Here is a 16,131-nt window from a genome sequence, read left to right as displayed (position 1 = left end):
AATGACGATGGCCGAACTGAGCGCGCGAACCCTGGTCATGGCCGTCCAAGGCGTGGACGCCGAAATCTGCCGGATCAAGGACCAGGTCGACGGCGACGTGACCGACTTGGAGCCGGACGACCAGGAGATGCTGCTGGCCTACAGCCAGGCAGCGACCGAGCTGAAGGCCGCCTATCTGGCGCGCCGCGACGCCGAGCCCGGATTGCTGCCCTACGAGCAGCTGGTCGCGGCGGACTGACCCCCCGCCGATCACCGCGCGAACGCGTGGATGACGAAGGCATATTCCTCGGCGATTTCGGTCAGACGGTCGAAGCGCCCGGATTTGCCGCCATGGCCGGCGCCCATGTTGGTCTTGGACACCAGCACGTTACCGTCGGTCTTCAGCGTCCGCAGCTTCGCCGCCCATTTCGCCGGTTCCCAATAGGTCACGCGCGGGTCGTTCAGGCCCGCCGTGATCATCATCGGCGGATAGGCCTGGGCCACCGCCTGGTCGTAGGGCGAATAGGACCGGATATAGTCGAACGCCGCCTTGTCCTCGATCGGGTTGCCCCATTCCGGCCACTCCGGCGGGGTCAACGGCAGGGTCGCGTCCTGCATGGTGTTGAGCGCATCGACGAACGGTACATGGGCCACGACCGCGCGCCACAGTTCCGGGGCCTCGTTGACGATGACGCCCATCAGCTGGCCGCCGGCCGAACCGCCGGAGGTCGAGATGCCGCCCTCGGTCGCATAACCTTCACGCACGAGGAAGCGCGCGGCGTCGATGAAGTCGTTGAAGGTGTTGCGGCGCCGGTCGAGCTTGCCGGCCTCGTACCAGCCGTAGCCCAGCTCGTCGCCGCCGCGGATATGGGCGATGGCATAGGCGAAGCCGCGATCCAGCAGCGAGATGCGCGCCAAACTGAAGCTGGGCGACATGCCGAGCCCATAGGCGCCGTAGCCATAGAGATGCAGCGGCTTGGCCGCGCCCGGGGCCCAGCCCTTGCGATAGACCACCGAGATCGGCACCAGCACCCCGTCGCGCGCCGGCGCCATCAACCGCTCGGTCGCATAATCCGCCGGATCATAGCCCGACGGGATCTCCTGCACCTTCAGCACCGTCAGGCGCCGATCGGCGACCGCATAGTCATAGGTCGTGGCCGGCGTCGCCATCGAGGAATAGCCGAGCCGGATGGAGCGCGGATCGATCGCCGGCGTGGCGCCTAATCCGGCCTCGTAAGCCGCCTCGGGAAAGGCGACGGCCTGTTCCGTGCCGTCCGAATGACGCAGGATGACCTGGTCCAGGCCGGCATGGCGTTCCTCCAGCACCAGGAACCGGGCGAACGCGGTCAGTCCGCGGATATAGCGCCGGTCGCCGCCGGCGACCAGTTCAACCCAATGGTCCGGCCCCGGCGCGTCCAACGTCGCGCGCACCACCCGGAAATTCTTGTGGGTGTCGTTGACCCGCAGGTAGAGCGCGCCGCCGCCATGGTCCGCATGATACTCGCGGCCGGTCTGACGCGCGGCGATCAGCGTCTGCGCCGCGAACGGGTCGGCCGCCGGCACGAAGCGCACCTCGCTCGTCACATGGTCGCCGGTGATCAGAAAGATCACTTCGCGGCTCTGGGACTTTCCGACGCCGACGCGGAAGCCCTCGTCCGGCTCCTCGTAGAGCACGCGGTCGTCCGCGACCGCACTGCCCAACACGTGGGCGCGGATCTGGTACGGACGCCAGGCCTGGTTGACCACGCTATAGAGCAGCACGCGGCCGTCGGCGGACCAGATCGGCTGGCCGATCGTTTCCGGAATCTCGACCGGCAGCAGCGCGCCGGTCGAGAGGTCCTTGATCCGCAGGGTGAAGCGCTCGGCTCCGCTGTCGTCAGCGCTGTACGCCAGCAGCCCGCCATCCGGGCTGACCGAGAATCCCGCCAGCCGGAAAAACCCTTTGCCCTCGGCCAGCGCCGGCTCGTCGAGCAGCAGCTGTTCCGCGCCGCCCGCGACCGGCCGGCGGTACCATTTGCGATATTGCCCCCCGGTCTCGAAGCGCCATTGATAGAGGAAGCCGCCCTCTTCGACCGGCACCGAGGATTCGTCCTCCTTGATGCGGCCCTTCATCTCGGCGAACAGGGTCTCGACCAGCGGCTCCAAGGGCCGCATGACCGCCCGGAAATAATCGTTCTCCGCTTCGAGATGGGCCAGGATCTCCAGGTCGTCGACGGTCGGGTACTTCGGATCGCGCAGCCAGTGATACGGATCCTCGATCGTCACGCCGTGCCGCTCGTAGCGATGGGGTTTGCGGGCCGCGACGGGCGCGGCGGGACGATCGGTCATGGCAGGCGCGACTCTCAGACTGTGGGAGGCGGCACTCTAGCGAGGATCGAACGGAAACGGAAAGCCCGCGGCTTGAACGGCAGGGTCATCGCCGCGACACCGACCAGGACCAGCGCCAGGCCGCCGGCCGTGCGCCAGCTGGGCACCTCGCCCAGGAACAGGACGCCGATGCCGACCGAGACCGCCGCGCGCAGATAGGCGACGCTGGCGGTACCGACCGAGCCCAGCGAACCCAGCAGCCGGAAATAAACCACGAAAGCGCCCGCAGTCGAGCAGGTGCCGAGTGCCAGCAAGGCCAGGATCGAGGCCGCCGACGGCATCGGTAGTTCCCACGGCCGCTCGATCACCAGGGCGAGCGGCACCATGACGAGTGCCGAGACCGCGGTCGAGCCGGCCGCCGGCACGATCGCGGGCAGGCCTGCGAAATTCCGCCCGAACAGCACGGCCACGGCATAGCAGATCGTGGCCGCGACCACTGCGGCCTGGGCCAGCACATCGCCCGAGAGGCCGGCCCTGAGCGCCGTCGGCCCGACGATCGCGATGATGCCGGCCAGGCCCAGCAAGGTGCCGCCAAGCTGGCGCAGCGTCGCCGGCTCCTGGCGGGTCCACAGGCGGGCGAACAGGAACACAAAGATCGGCGTCGTCGAGTTCAGTACCCCGGCCAGCCCGCTGTCGATACGCTGCTCGCCCCAGGCGATCAGGCTGAACGGCAGGATGCCGTTCATCGCCGCCTGGATGGCAAACCGCCGCCACAGGACCGGATCGCGCGGCAAGGCCGACCCCTGCCGCGCCAACAGCAGCTGCAACAGCACCGTCGCGATCGTGACGCGCACCGCAACGAGGGTCAGCGGCGGAATAGTCTCGACTGCGACACGGATGAGCGCGTAGGAAGCGCCCCACAGCAGCGACAGAAGCAGCAGCAGGGCAAGATCGGTGCGGCGGGCGGCAGACATGGCAGCGACTCCGTCAGATGAATTCGGACGGACCTTGCCATCGCTCTCGTCCGAATGCTCGTCTCGACGCTTCGTTCAGCAACGAACTAATCTCGATCATTGCCGGCAACGAGACGCAGATGGATGCGCCCGCAGAATAGTAAAAACCATATCATCAGACATTATCTTTTTATATTTTAATCAGGAGACGCCAACGTAAAGTAGACCGTATGATCTTTCCTTGAGATGAAGATATGAAGTTTTTCCAAATTATTTCGACCTATCATTAAATCAGCCAGGCCATATTGTCTCGCATCTGCTCTGGAAATATTTCCGTTACCTTCCAATTCTTGAATTTCAAGCGAACGAACATTCAAATGGCGTAGAGTGACGCCATCCAGTGCCAGTCGATCCAAAATATAATTTCTCTTTGAAGTCTTTTCTGCACCTACGGCCCAGGCCTTGGCCGCCGTAATGTTCGTATAGGGATATGCAAGCATAAGACCTGCAGTTACGGTGGAGCCATTTACTTCAACTTCGACTGCAGGAGCACCGTCTGCAAGAACGTGGTATGGCATTTCGAACCACTGCTTGGCCCAATAGACGACTTGGCCCGGACAATGATCGGACTGGAACAACGCGAGACGATGTCTGCTGAGATCAATTTCCAGATCGAGATTTCCGAAAACCTCCGGTCCTACACGAAGCTGAACGCCCTGCGGCAGCGGTGGAGGATCATCCGTCAGAACTTCCGCATCGAAATCGCGGATCGACTGGTTGTCGACCTGCAGAGTGTTCAAGCTCACAGCTCCTCTGGAAAACGGGGGTGAACTAGACCCTGGCGCAACGCCAAGCAGCGCTGCCAAATCGGGTGTGATCTCGGCAACCCGCTGGCCGTTGCCAAAAGCCGCTTTGATCGGATGATGATCGACCATCGCATCGAAAATGAGGAATCGCCCCCACTCCCTGATCGGGATCTCCGCCGTCTTTTTCAGGACGCACTCGGCCGCGAAACCTGTCATCGGCGCGAGCAACGTTGAAATGACCAGCGCCGCCCGAAGAGCGTTCCCAACAGCAGAAAAATTCATTCAAGCAATCTTTCAATCAGAAGCTTTAGAACTCTTGGCATAAAGGGCGCCTCAAATCCACGCCCCCTTCGCAGCTTCGTTCATGACCTCGACGAGTACGCGATCCTGCGATCGCGCGCCTTGACGCTTCGTTCGGCAACGAAGCGTCGCCGCTTGTATCGGTTAGCCGCATTGCCCATTCTCTCATCATGATCGCCGCATCCAATCTCGCCGAAATCGCCGCCCTGGTCGGCGACCCCGCCCGGGCCAACATGCTGGCCGCCCTGATGGACGGCCGCGCGCTGACCGCCTCGGAGCTGGCCTTTATGGCCCGCGTCACGCCGCAGACGGCGAGCGCGCATCTGGCCAAGCTTTCCGAATCCCACCTGCTGGCCGTCGCCAAGCAGGGCCGTCACCGCTATTTCAAACTGGCCTCGCCGCTGGTCGGCCGGATGCTCGAGGGTATCATGGCCGTCGCCGCGATCGATGCGCCGCTGCGCCATCGGCCGCCGTCGGTCAAGGATGCGGCGCTGCGCCAGGCCCGCACCTGCTACGACCACCTGGCCGGCCGGCTAGGCGTGGCCGTCGCCGACGCGCTGACCGCCCGCGGCCATGTCGTGCTGAGCGAGGATGGCGGCACGGTGACCGAAAGCGGCACCGGCTTTTTCCAGACCATCGGCATCGACCTGCAGACCGGGTTCAAGCGGCAGCGCTGCTTCTGCCGGCCCTGCCTGGACTGGAGCGAACGGCGACCGCATCTGGCCGGCGCGCTCGGTGCCGCGATCGCGACCACGGCGTTCGAACAGGGCTGGATCGAACGCCTGCGCGACACGCGCGCGGTCGGCATCACGGCGGTCGGACGCGAGCGCATGGGCAGCCTGTTCGGCCCCGAGCTCGACGTCGCATTTTCTTCGGGTGAAAATTAGACAGGCCCTATCAGGCGGGGCACACTCGCCGCTCGTGAACCTCCGATTCCCCGGGAGAACGAGATGGTCGATCAGGCGCTCTACCCCGCCATTCGCGCGGCGATCAAGCAGAACGAACTGGGCAATGCCTCGCCCTACTGCCTGTCCTATGCCCGCCGCGGCCAGAGCGGCGCCAGCTTCGGCGCCTTCCAGGGCGACACCAACGTCAACGACCTGGCACGCTCCACCTTGACCGACGTGCTGAATGCGGCGGGCACCGCCGACGATGCCGTTGCCGCCCTCCTTGCCGCCGTCAGTCGGCCGCTGCCGAACGGCAACCCGCTGTCGCCCTCGAACACGGCACTGGTCAACGACGCGCTCGCCTCGGCCTTCGGACAGCCGATCGTCGACCGGATGGACGATCGGCTGATGCAGACCGTGCTGGCCGGCATCGACAGCTGTATCGCGGCCAGCGGCCAGCGTCCGATCGATCCGGCGGCGCAACTGTACCTGGCGCTGTGGATCAACATGACGGGTGCCCCCACGACCGTGTGCAAATGGCTGGGTGGCAGCGAGATCGCCGGCCTGGCCCCACCCGCCGGCACGACGGTCGCGCCCCAGGATGTGGAAAACTACCTGCAGGCAAGTGCCTATTTCCGCGAAAATCCGCGGAACTTCACTCACCTGCAGGCCTCGGTCCAGGCCGGCGTCGCGTTGCTGCCGGCCGCCGCTGCGGCTTAGCTGCGCGGCAGGCGGCCTTCGATCGGGTAGGCCGGATCGCTGTAGCCGGGGGTCGAGGGGTGGCCGGTCACGACCAGCCGATCGATCAGCGCCTCGTCCTCGGCGGTGAAGCGATAGGTGAGCGCGCCGACGTAATCGTCCCATTGCTCCATGGTACGCGGGCCGGCGATCGCAGCGGTGATCAGCCGGTTGTTCAGCACCCAGTTGATCGCGAATTGGCCGGCGGTGATGCCCTGCTTTTCGGCATGGGCACGGATTTCCTGAGCCAGCACCAGGGATTCGCGGCGCCATTCGGTCTGCAGGATACGCTTGTCCTGGCGCGCCACCCGGCTGTCGTTGGGCGGCGGGGCGTCGGGTGAATATTTGCCGGTCAGCACGCCGCGCGCGAGCGGGCTGTAGGGCACCACGCCCAGACCGTAGAAGCCGCAGGCCGGCAGATGCTCGACCTCGGGCACCCGGTTCATCGCGTTGTAATAGGGTTGGCTGACCACCGGCCGATCGATGCCGGCCTGGTCGGCGAGCCGACAGATCTCCGCGACCCGCCAGGACCGGTAGTTCGAGACGCCGAAATAGCGGATCTTGCCGTCGCGGACGAGATCGGCGATGGCCCGCACGGTCTCTTCGAGCGGCGTCGAGTGATCTTCCTTATGGAGGTAATAGACGTCGATATAGTCGGTGCCGAGCCGCTTCAGGCTGGCCTCGGCCGCCTGCATCACCCATTTGCGGCCGAGGCCCCGCTCGTTCGGCCCCGTGCCCATGGCGTTCGACAGCTTCGTCGCCAGCACCCAGCGGTCGCGCTGGTCGTGGATCGCCCGGCCGACGATCTGTTCCGAGGCGCCCTCGACATAGACGTCGGCGGTATCGATGAAGTTGAAGCCGGCATCCGCGGCCTTGGCGATGATCGCGGCCGCCTCGGCTTCCGGCGTCGGCCCGCCGAACATCATGGTGCCGAGGCAGAGCGGCGAGACTTTGAGCCCGCTGCGCCCGAGATTGCGATAGTCCATGGAAGGCTCCTTTTCAAATTGCGAGCTCGCACCCTTTCGTCATGCACGGGCTTGACCCGGGCATCCACGGAGTGCCGCCTCGCGTAAGCTGGGCACTTGGGATCACGGCTCGAACACGTGGATGGCCGGGTCGAGCCCGGCCATGACGAAAGGAGAAGCTGCTTCTAGTGGTTATCCCTCGGCACCCCGAAGGTCTCCGCGATGCGCTGGTATTTGACCGCCGTTTCCAGCACGCCGCCGGTGTCGAGCTGGCCGACATGGGCGCGGTAGATTTCCTGCCAGGGTGTCTGGTTGACCAGTTCCGGCAGCTTCAGGTCCCGGCGCCGCTGGGCGAGTTCGCCATCGGTGATCATGATGTTGGCGCTACGCTTCTTCAGGTCGATGCGGACGCGGTCGCCGGTCTGCAGCAGCGCCAGGCCGCCGCCGACACCGGCCTCGGGCGAGGCGTTCAGGATCGACGGACTGCCGGACGTGCCGCTCTGGCGGCCGTCGCCGATGCAGGGCAGCTCGTTGACGCCCTGCTTCACCAGCGCGTCGGGCGGCAGCATGTTCACCACCTCGGCCGAGCCCGGATAGCCCACGGGACCGCAATAGCGGATCACCAGGATGCAATGGGCGTCGATGGCGAGCGCGGGGTCGTTGATCCGATGGTGATAGTCCTCCGGCCCGTCGAACACGATCGCCCTGCCCTCGAACGCGTCCTCGTCGCCCGGCGTCACCAGATAGCGCTGGCGGAATTCCTCGGAAATGACCGAGGTCTTCATGATCGCGCTGTTGAACAGGTTGCCCTTGAGCTGGACGAAGCCGGCCTTTTCCTTGAGCGGATTGTCCCAGGCGCGGATGACTTCCGGATCGGTCGATTTGGCGTCGCCCGTGATCTCGCCGATGGTCTTGCCGGTCACGGTCACCGCCTGCTCGCGCAGATGGCCATGGCGCTTCAACTCGCCCAGCACCGCCGGCAGGCCGCCGGCACGATAATAGCTCTCGCCCAGGTACTTGCCGGCCGGCTGCATGTTGACCAGCAACGGGATCTCGTAGCCGATGCGGTCCCAGTCGTCATTGTCGAGCGCCACGCCCATGTGGCGGGCGATGGCGTTGACATGGGGCGGGCAGTTGGTCGAGGCACCGATCGCGGACGCCACGACGATCGCGTTCTCGAACGCCGCGCGGGTCATGATGTCGGACGGCTTCAGGTTCTCGCGCACCAGGGCCACCGCGCGCTTGCCGGTCTCGTAGGCGATCTGCTGGCGCTCGCGGTAGGGCCCGGGGATTGCGGCGCAGCCGGGCAGCGACATGCCCAGCGCCTCGGCCATGGCGTTCATCGAGCTGGCCGTGCCCATGGTGTTGCAATGGCCGACGCTCGGGGCCGAGGCCGCGACCATGTCGATGAATTTCGCATAATCGAGCAGGCCCAGGGCATGGCGCCGGCGCGCTTCCCAGACCACCGTGCCGGAACCGGCGAGTTCGCCCTCGAAATGGCCGTCGAGCATCGGCCCTCCGGACAGCACGATCGCCGGCAGGTCGACGGTCGCCGCCCCCATCAGCATGGCCGGCGTCGTCTTGTCGCAGCCCGTCGTCAGCACGACGCCGTCGAGCGGATAGCCGTACAGCACCTCGACCAGGCCCAGATAGGCCAGGTTGCGGTCGAGCGCCGCGGTCGGCCGCTTGCCGGTCTCCTGGATCGGATGGACCGGGAATTCCATCGGCAGGCCGCCGGCGTCGCGGATACCGTCGCGAACCCGTTGCGCGAGCTCGATGTGGTGGCGGTTGCAGGGCGACAGGTCGCTGCCGGTCTGGGCGATGCCGATCACCGGCTTGCCCGACTGCAGCTCCTGCCGCGTCAGGCCGAAATTCAGGTAGCGCTCCAGATAGAGCGCGGTCATCCCCGGATTGTCCGGATTGTCCCACCAAAGCTGGCTGCGCAGCTTGCGGCCTTGATTGTCAGCCATTCTCTAGAACTCCCTCGTCACGTCGCCGGCCCGGTCCAAACGGGACTCGTCCGGTGATTTCGAACCCATCACGCCCGGCAGCCATGACGGCCGCCAGTCTTGCACGCGGCGCCGATCGCACCAAGTTTGGGAGATGCCAGCCCCCCGATCACCGTCATTCGCTTGACCGCGACCGGCGTATGGCCGCAGAACCACGATTCCTTTATCTCACCGCAGAGCGGCGTAGCCCCCACCCCATGGCAATTCCGTATTCGTCCGAGGATCTCGGCCGCGCTTTCGACGCCCGCACGCTCGCCCGAGGCCGCACGCTGTTGCTGGCCGGCGGCGTGGCGCTCCACATCGACGGCGACACGATCCAGGGTGTCGTCAAGGAAGGCGACCGGCAGTATCGCGGCAGCATCAGCCCTGCCGTGGTCAGCAGCCGCGTCATCTTCCCCGGCCAATGCACCTGCGGCCAGCAGCATTGCCTGCATCTGGCGGCCTCGGCCCTGGGCGTGCTCGACAAATACCCGGAATGGCGCCGCCAGCAGCAGCAGAGCTTCCTCGCCAACCTGCTGTCGGCCCCGCCCAAGGAACGCACCCGCCTGGTGTTCCTGCTGGAGCCCGGCAGCGGCGACAGCTGCTGCTTCGTCTCGCCGGTGCTGGAGCACGACCGGACCGGCCAGGTCGAGCCGGTCAGCCCGCGCCGCATCGGCGAGGAGATCGAGCGGTCGCCGGCCGAGCGTGCCCTGGCACGATTGATCGGCGGCGACGAGACGCGCGTGTCCCTCGCCATGTCGGAGCCCCAGGTGGCGGCCCGGCTGCTCGACCAGCTGGTCAGTTCCGGCCTCGCGCGCTGGAAGCCGTCCAACAAGCGGCTGATCAAGGGTCCGCAGCGCGTGTTCGACGCGGCCCAGCTGCCCGAGCTGCCGCCGAAATCCGCCGTGCTGCGGGCGGGCACCAGCCTGTGGTACGTCGACGCCCACAGCGGCCATCTGGGCATGGCCGTGCCGCGCGCGCCCAGCGCGAGCGCCACGAAGCGCCCCGCGGCCGGCCGGCGCGGCACGATCGGCCTTCGCGTCACGGCCCCGGCCCGCGTCGTCCCCCCGCGCGCGACGCCCGCCGACCTGGTCATCCTCGACCGGCCGATGGTGCCGGTGCTGCGCCTGGCCCGCATCGAAGGGCCGGACGAAATGGGCCGGATTCAGCAGGTCGACGCCCTGACCCTGGTCTTCGGCTATGACAGCGGTATTGCCGAGCCCGACGACGAGCGCCAGTTCGTCCGCATCGAGGACGGCACCGGCGAGCCCACCTTCCTGCGCCGCGACCGGGCGGCCGAGACCAAGGCCGAGGCCCAGCTGCGCGAGGAAGGCTTCATGCAGATCCGGGTCCAGACCAAGGGCCAGGCCAAGGGTAAGCGCATCTACCTGTTCCGCGGCAAAGACGCCGGCGAGCGCTGGCAGCGCTTCGTTTCCGACCGCGTGCCGGCGTTGGAAGCATTGGGCTGGCGCGCCGAAATCCAGGACGGCTTCGGCCCGCAGGTCGTGGATGTCATCGGCGAGATCGACATGCGCCTGTCCGACGACGAGGGCGGCTGGTTCTCGCTGGAACTGGGCATCGAGGTCGAGGGCGTGCGCCTGCCGCTGCTGCCGATCCTCTCCCGCATCCTGGACCAGGGCGGCCTCGACGCCATTCCGCAGGTCGACGGCAAGATCCATACGGTGCTGGACGACGGCCGCGTGCTGGCCCTGCCGGTCGAGCGGATCGCCCGCATGCTGGCGACCATGAGCGACCTGATCGAGGCGTCGCGCCGCACCCCGTCGGGCAACCTGCTGCTGCCGGCAAGCGAAGCGCCGGCCGTGCTCGACCTGGAAGAGGTGCTGATCGCGCGCTGGCAGAACGCCGCCCATATCCGCAGCTATGTCGAGCGCTTCCGCGACGACCTGTCGGTCGAACCGGTGGCCGTGCCCGCCCTGTTCAAGGGCGTCCTGCGTCCCTATCAGGCCCAGGGTCTCGATTGGCTGCAGCATCTGTCGAACCACGGCATCGCCGGCATCCTGGCCGACGACATGGGCCTGGGCAAGACCGCCCAGACCATCGCCCATATCGTCGAGGAGGAGCGGACCGGCCGGCTCGACCGCCCGGTGCTGATCGTGCTGCCGACCAGCCTGGTCGCCAACTGGTCGGCCGAGCTGCACAAGTTCGCGCCGCACCTGCGCATCGCCGTGCTGCATGGGCTCGACCGCCACGAACGGCGCGACGCGCTGGGCGACACCGAGATCGTGATCACGACCTATACCGTGCTGGCCCGCGACATCGAGATCATGGCCGAGATGGAATGGCACCTGGTCGTGCTCGACGAGGCGCAGGCGATCAAGAGCCCGGAATCCAAGACCTTCCGCGCGGTCTGCCAATTGAAGACCCGGCACAAGCTGTGTCTGTCCGGCACGCCGATCGAGAACAACCTCGAAGAGCTGTGGGCACAGTTCGCGTTCCTGATGCCGGGCCTGCTGGGCGATCGGCGCGGCTTCGCCAAGCGCTTCCGCACGCCGATCGAGAAGAAGGGCGACGAGGTCCGGCGCGACCAGCTGATCCGCCGCATCCGTCCGTTCATCCTGCGCCGGACCAAGGCCGAGGTGGCGAGCGACCTGCCGCCCAAGCACACGATCATCCGCCGCGTCTCGCTCGCCCCCGAACAGCGCGAGCTGTACGAGACGATCCGCGTCACGCTCTACGACAAGCTCAGGCACGAGCTGGCCGAGCGCAATCCGGGCCAGGGCAAGATCGTGTTGCTGGATGCGCTGTTGAAGCTGCGCCAGGTCTGCTGCGACCCGCGCCTGGTCAAGCTGCCGGCCGCGCGCGAAGTGCTGATGTCGAGCAAGCTCGACGAGCTGATGGAGATGATGGTCGAGATGATCGCCGAAGGCCGGCGCATCCTGCTGTTCTCGCAATTCACCTCGATGCTCGATCTGATCAAGGAGGCGGTCCGCAAGGTCGACATCGGTTTCGTCGAGCTGCGCGGCGACACGGTCGACCGCGCGACCCCGGTCAGGCGGTTCGAGGCGCTCGAGGTGCCGTTGTTCCTGATCAGTCTGAAGGCGGGCGGCCGCGGGCTGAACCTGACCTCCGCCGATACGGTCATCCACTATGATCCGTGGTGGAATCCCGCCGCCGAGGACCAGGCGTCCGACCGCGCCCACCGCATCGGTCAGACCAAATCGGTGTTCGTCTACAAGCTGATTGCGGCCGGCACGGTCGAGGAACGCATCGTCGAACTGCAGGACCGCAAGGCGGCGCTGGCCAACATCGCGCTGGGCGCCGAGGGCGAGTTCAAGGGCATCGAGCTTGACGACATCGACTATCTGTTCGGCGAGGCGAAGGACCAGGAAGCGGCGTAGCTCCGCTCTCTCCGTCATTCCCGCGCAGGCGGGAATCCAGCAATTTCGCACGGTAGCGCGGACAAAGAGTCTCGTCGCCGCGGACGCGGCTCTTGCTGGATGCCCGCCTGCGCGGGCATGACGAGATTGAGGCACCTCACTTCACCGAGAAGCGGAGGATCGTAGTCGACCGGAAGGTCTCGCCCGGGCGCAGCACGGTCGAGGGGAATTCCGGGTGGTTCGGCGAATCCGGGAAATGCTGGGTTTCCAGGCAGAAGGCATCCCCCTGGCGATAGAGCCGGCCGGACTTGCCGACCCGCGTGCCCAGCAGGAAATTGGCGGTATAGAACTGTACGCCCGGCTGGTCGGTCAGCACCTCGAGCGCCCGGCCCGATACCGGATCGACCACGCGGGCCGCCGGGGTCGGCGTTCCCGGCTGCCGCTCGCGCAGCACGAAATTATGATCGTAGCCACGGGCGTAGAAGATCTGCAGGTCGCGCCCGTCCCGCACATCGTCGCCGATTCGCTTGGGCGTGCGGAAATCGAATGGCGTACCGGCGACCGGCCGGATCTCGCCGGTCGGGATCAGCTTCTCGTCGATCGGCGTGAAGCCGTCGGCATCGAGCAGGGCGACATGCTCCAGCACGTCGCCCGAGCCCTCGCCACCTAAGTTGAAATAGCTGTGGTTGGTCAGGTTGAGCACGGTGGGCCGGTCGGTCGTCGCCTGGTATTCGATCGTGAGCGCATTGTCGGCACCCACACGGTAAGTCACCTGCACCGCGAGGCGACCGGGATAGCCCTCCTCGCCATCGGCGCTGACGTAGGACAGGCGCAGCGAGGCTTCCGCGCCCTCGAGCACTTCCTCGACGGTCCAGGCCGCCTTGTCGAAACCCTTCACGCCGCCATGCAGCGCGTTCGGCGGGCTATTCTGCGCCAGCCGATATTCCTGGCCATCGAGCGTGAAGCGACCGCCGGCGATCCGGTTGCCGTAACGGCCGACGATCGTGCCGAAGAACTGCGGCTTGTCGACATAGTCCTGGAGGCTGGCATAGCCCATCACCAGATCGGCGAACATCCCGTGCCGGTCGGGGGCCTCGACGGCCTGGATCGTGGCCCCATAGGTCAGCAGGGTCACCGCGAACCCCGCCGCGTTGGTCACGCGAAAGGCCTCGATTTCCGTTCCGTCGGCCAGTCGCCCGAACGGGGCCCGGACGATCCGGGTCAGCACTCCCTCTGCCGTCATCGGCCAGTCTCCTGCGAACGGGCGCGTCACGCCCGCGGCCTCGATCATCCCAGGAACGCGCCGCCCGGCGAGCAGGTCAAGTCATTTTGTATGAGGATAGGCCGGTTTGTCCGGTCAGCCTCGACGCAGCGAGGCGCTGAGCGCGGCTTCGATCGGGTCGGGCGCACCGGGCTGATTGCGCGCCCAGTCGAGCGCCCGATGGACGTCGATCATGGTGTTGTCGAGCAGTTCGACCATGCGTCGATGGGCGCCCTCGCCATCGCCGGCCACGACCGCATCCAGAATCGCCTTGTGCATCTCCAGCGCATGGCGCGGGCCGCCGGGTGAGGCGTTGGACAGGCGGAAGCCCATGGCGAGCGCGGTTTCGATCAGCGCGCCCAACGGCTCCATCAACTCGTTGTGGGTGGCCGACAGCAGCGATTGGTGGAAGCGCATGTCCGGCTCCTCCCAGCGATCGGCATCGTTGCCGGCCGCCGCCATGCCCGCATAGGCGTCCTTGAGCCGGGCCAGATCCTCATCGGTCCGGCGCAGGGCCGCGAGCCGGGCGCCCTGCGGTTCGATCATCAGCCGCAGCTCGAACAGGTCCTTGACGAAACGCTCCGCCGGCGCCGCGGCCAATTGCCAGGCCAGCATGTCGGGATCGAGCATGTTCCATTCGGACCGGGGCCGCACGCGCGTGCCGGCCTTGCGGCGCGACTGCACCAGCCCCTTGGCCGCCATCAGCTTGATCGCCTCGCGCAGCGCCGTGCGGCTGACGCCCAGCCGGGCGCTCAGTTCCTCCTCGGTCGGAAGGAAGCTGCCGGGGGCCAATTCGCCCCGCACGATCTTCAGACCGATCTCGTGGGCGACCTGGCCGTGCACGCTGCTGCGGGAAAAGGTTCGGTCGGGGCGGGTCGGTGGCTTTGCTCTCGGCATCACTTCTTCACAGGTGGTGGCTCGATCAGCGAGATTGTCACACTCGGAGATTTTCCGCTTGCCGGAAATGACTCAACCGGCAAAGCGCCGTGACGGCCGGCCCCGGATGCCGAGGCCGGTGACGGCGAACAGCCCGCCGGCATCGGGACAGGCCGCGAGAGCCGCCGCATCGAGGCCGATCGCGGCCGTCGTGACGTAGAGCACATCGAGGTCCGCGCCGCCGAAACACGCGCTCGTCACCTGGGGCGCCGGCATGGCCACGACTCGCTCGATCGACCCGTCCGGCCGATAGCGGGTCAGGCGCGCGCCACCCCAATGGGCGCCCCAGACGTGATCCTCTTCATCGACCACCAGCCCGTCCGGATGGCCCGCAGCGTCCGGCACCCGTGCAAACAGGCGCCGCGCCCCGGGCCGACCGGTCGCCATGTCGAAGTCATAGGCGAGGATCATGCCGCCGGGCGTGTCGGCGACGTAGAAGGTCCGCCCGTCCAGGGACCAGTCGAGCCCGTTGGTGATCGCGATGGCGGCCTCGAACCCGGTCACGCTGCCATCCGGATCGAGCCGGTAAAGATGGCCGGTCGGATCCTTTTCTCCATCGTCCATGGTGCCGGCCCAGAACCGGCCGGCCGCATCCACGCCGCCGTCGTTGAACCGGTTGCCGGGCAGATGCGCCTCCGGGTCGGCCAGCGGCGTGATAGCCCCGCTGTCGGGATCGATCAGCGCGAAGCCGTCCTTGAAGGCACCGACCAGCCCGCCCCGCTCGCGCAGCGCCACCGTGCCGAGCCGGCTCGGCATGGGCCAGGATTTGGTGGCACCCGTCGCCGGTTCGTAGCGGTGCAGCGCCGGCGCCTTGATGTCGACCCACCAGACGACCCGGCCCCGATCGTCCCAGATCGGCCCTTCGCCGACCAGCGCCCGGGCCGGCACGACGCATTCGATGCGCATGTCAGGTCCAGCCGCCATCGACGACGAAATTCTGCGCCGTCACCAGGCGGCTGTCGTCGGCCGCGAGCCACAATGCCATGCGCGCGATATCCGGCGGGAACAGCTTGTCCGGAATGCATTGCCCTTTCAACATCTCGGCCTCGGACTCCGGCGTCAGCCACAGCTTGATCTGCCTCTCGGTCATGATCCAGCCGGGAAAGAGCGCGTTCACCCGGATCTTGTGCGGGCCCAGATCGCGCGCCAGCGCCCGGGTCAGGCCGACGATCGCCGATTTCGCCGTCAGGTAGACCGGCATGCCGCCCTGGCCCAAGAGGAAGCTGATGGAGCTCATATTGACGATCGCGCCGCCGCCGGCCGCGATCATGTCGTCCTTCACCGCCTGGGCGGCGAAGAACTGATGCTTGAGGTTGGTCGCCATCCGCTCGTCCCAGAATGCGGGTGTGACCTCGTCGATCGTATGGCGGTCGTCACGGGCGGCATTGTTGACCAGCACCGCGATCGGGCCGAACGCGGCGCGGACGGCGGCGATCGCCCGGTGCAGCGCCGCGATGTCGCGCAGGTCGGCCGCCTCGAACCGGACCGCGTCGCCCAGCCGCTGCTGCAGTTCGGCGCCGGCATCGGCATCGAGATCGATGAAGCCGACCCGGGCGCCTTGTGCCGCGAAATGTTCGACGACCGAGGCGCCGATGCCGGAGGCACCCCCGGTGACGAGGACCGTACGCCCCGCAAGGCTCGGATATGTCGCGAATTCAGTCATTCCGTCCCTT

At 66.8% G+C, this 16,131-nt stretch carries 13 protein-coding genes; 4 read left to right on the top strand and 9 right to left on the bottom strand.

Going from position 1 to position 16,131, the window contains the following annotated elements; translation table 11 throughout:
• Positions 1 to 7 precede the first annotated feature (7 nt).
• On the top strand, positions 8 to 238 hold the full coding sequence (locus VGV37_RS22345; protein ID WP_326881980.1) for a hypothetical protein: 231 nt from the start codon (positions 8 to 10) through the stop codon (positions 236 to 238).
• An 11-nt stretch (positions 239 to 249) separates the two neighbouring features.
• Here the strand turns inward: VGV37_RS22345 and VGV37_RS22340 are convergent, their stop codons facing one another.
• The 3 genes from VGV37_RS22340 to VGV37_RS22330 all read right to left on the bottom strand — a co-directional run bounded on the left by VGV37_RS22340 (position 250) and on the right by VGV37_RS22330 (position 4,327).
• Positions 250 to 2,307, bottom strand: coding sequence for a S9 family peptidase (locus VGV37_RS22340; protein WP_326881979.1), 2,058 nt, complete (start codon positions 2,305 to 2,307; stop codon positions 250 to 252).
• 14 nt (positions 2,308 to 2,321) lie between these two features.
• Entirely contained in the window at positions 2,322 to 3,260 is a 939-nt protein-coding gene (locus VGV37_RS22335) for a DMT family transporter (RefSeq protein WP_326881978.1), read from the bottom strand.
• Between the two features lie 176 nt (positions 3,261 to 3,436).
• Positions 3,437 to 4,327: a hypothetical protein gene (locus VGV37_RS22330; RefSeq protein WP_326881977.1), complete on the bottom strand. Its 891-nt coding sequence runs from the start codon at positions 4,325 to 4,327 to the stop codon at positions 3,437 to 3,439.
• Positions 4,328 to 4,515: 188 nt separating this feature from the next.
• On the opposite strand from VGV37_RS22330, the gene VGV37_RS22325 reads away from it, so the two are divergent.
• Both VGV37_RS22325 and VGV37_RS22320 read left to right on the top strand, forming a co-directional pair.
• On the top strand, positions 4,516 to 5,232 hold the full coding sequence (locus VGV37_RS22325) for a helix-turn-helix transcriptional regulator (protein WP_326881976.1): 717 nt from the start codon (positions 4,516 to 4,518) through the stop codon (positions 5,230 to 5,232).
• Positions 5,233 to 5,295: 63 nt separating this feature from the next.
• The gene (locus VGV37_RS22320) at positions 5,296 to 5,952 is read left to right on the top strand and encodes a hypothetical protein (RefSeq protein WP_326881975.1); all 657 of its coding nucleotides are present in this window, start codon (positions 5,296 to 5,298) and stop codon (positions 5,950 to 5,952) included.
• Here VGV37_RS22320 and VGV37_RS22315 read toward each other — a convergent pair.
• Positions 5,949 to 6,956 carry an aldo/keto reductase gene (locus VGV37_RS22315; RefSeq protein WP_326881974.1) on the bottom strand — a complete coding sequence of 336 codons (1,008 nt, stop codon included), beginning with the start codon at positions 6,954 to 6,956 and terminating at the stop codon, positions 5,949 to 5,951. The genes VGV37_RS22320 and VGV37_RS22315 overlap by 4 nt on opposite strands.
• Positions 6,957 to 7,120: 164 nt before the next feature.
• Positions 7,121 to 8,905 (bottom strand): IlvD/Edd family dehydratase, encoded by a 1,785-nt coding sequence (locus tag VGV37_RS22310; protein WP_326881973.1) that lies wholly within the window; start codon positions 8,903 to 8,905, stop codon positions 7,121 to 7,123.
• A gap of 236 nt (positions 8,906 to 9,141) precedes the next feature.
• On the opposite strand from VGV37_RS22310, the gene VGV37_RS22305 reads away from it, so the two are divergent.
• Entirely contained in the window at positions 9,142 to 12,282 is a 3,141-nt protein-coding gene (locus tag VGV37_RS22305; protein WP_326881972.1) for a DEAD/DEAH box helicase, read from the top strand.
• A gap of 136 nt (positions 12,283 to 12,418) precedes the next feature.
• Here the strand turns inward: VGV37_RS22305 and VGV37_RS22300 are convergent, their stop codons facing one another.
• The 4 genes from VGV37_RS22300 to VGV37_RS22285 form a co-directional block, all read right to left on the bottom strand.
• Positions 12,419 to 13,504, bottom strand: a complete 1,086-nt coding sequence (locus VGV37_RS22300) for an aldose epimerase family protein (RefSeq protein WP_326881971.1) — start codon at positions 13,502 to 13,504, stop codon at positions 12,419 to 12,421.
• A gap of 114 nt (positions 13,505 to 13,618) precedes the next feature.
• Complete coding sequence (locus VGV37_RS22295) at positions 13,619 to 14,419, bottom strand: FadR/GntR family transcriptional regulator (RefSeq protein ID WP_326881970.1); 801 nt, start codon at positions 14,417 to 14,419, stop codon at positions 13,619 to 13,621.
• Between the two features lie 72 nt (positions 14,420 to 14,491).
• Entirely contained in the window at positions 14,492 to 15,364 is an 873-nt protein-coding gene (locus VGV37_RS22290) for an SMP-30/gluconolactonase/LRE family protein (protein ID WP_326881969.1), read from the bottom strand.
• 1 nt (position 15,365) lies between these two features.
• The gene (locus VGV37_RS22285) at positions 15,366 to 16,121 is read right to left on the bottom strand and encodes an SDR family oxidoreductase (protein ID WP_326881968.1); all 756 of its coding nucleotides are present in this window, start codon (positions 16,119 to 16,121) and stop codon (positions 15,366 to 15,368) included.
• Between the last annotated feature and the right edge of the window lie 10 nt (positions 16,122 to 16,131).

The sequence above is a fragment of the Aliidongia sp. genome, assembly GCF_035943795.1.
Lineage (GTDB): Bacteria > Pseudomonadota > Alphaproteobacteria > ATCC43930 > CGMCC-115725 > Aliidongia.
The sequence above is the reverse complement of the archived record's forward strand: the minus strand, read 5'-3'. Positions and strand labels throughout refer to the sequence as shown.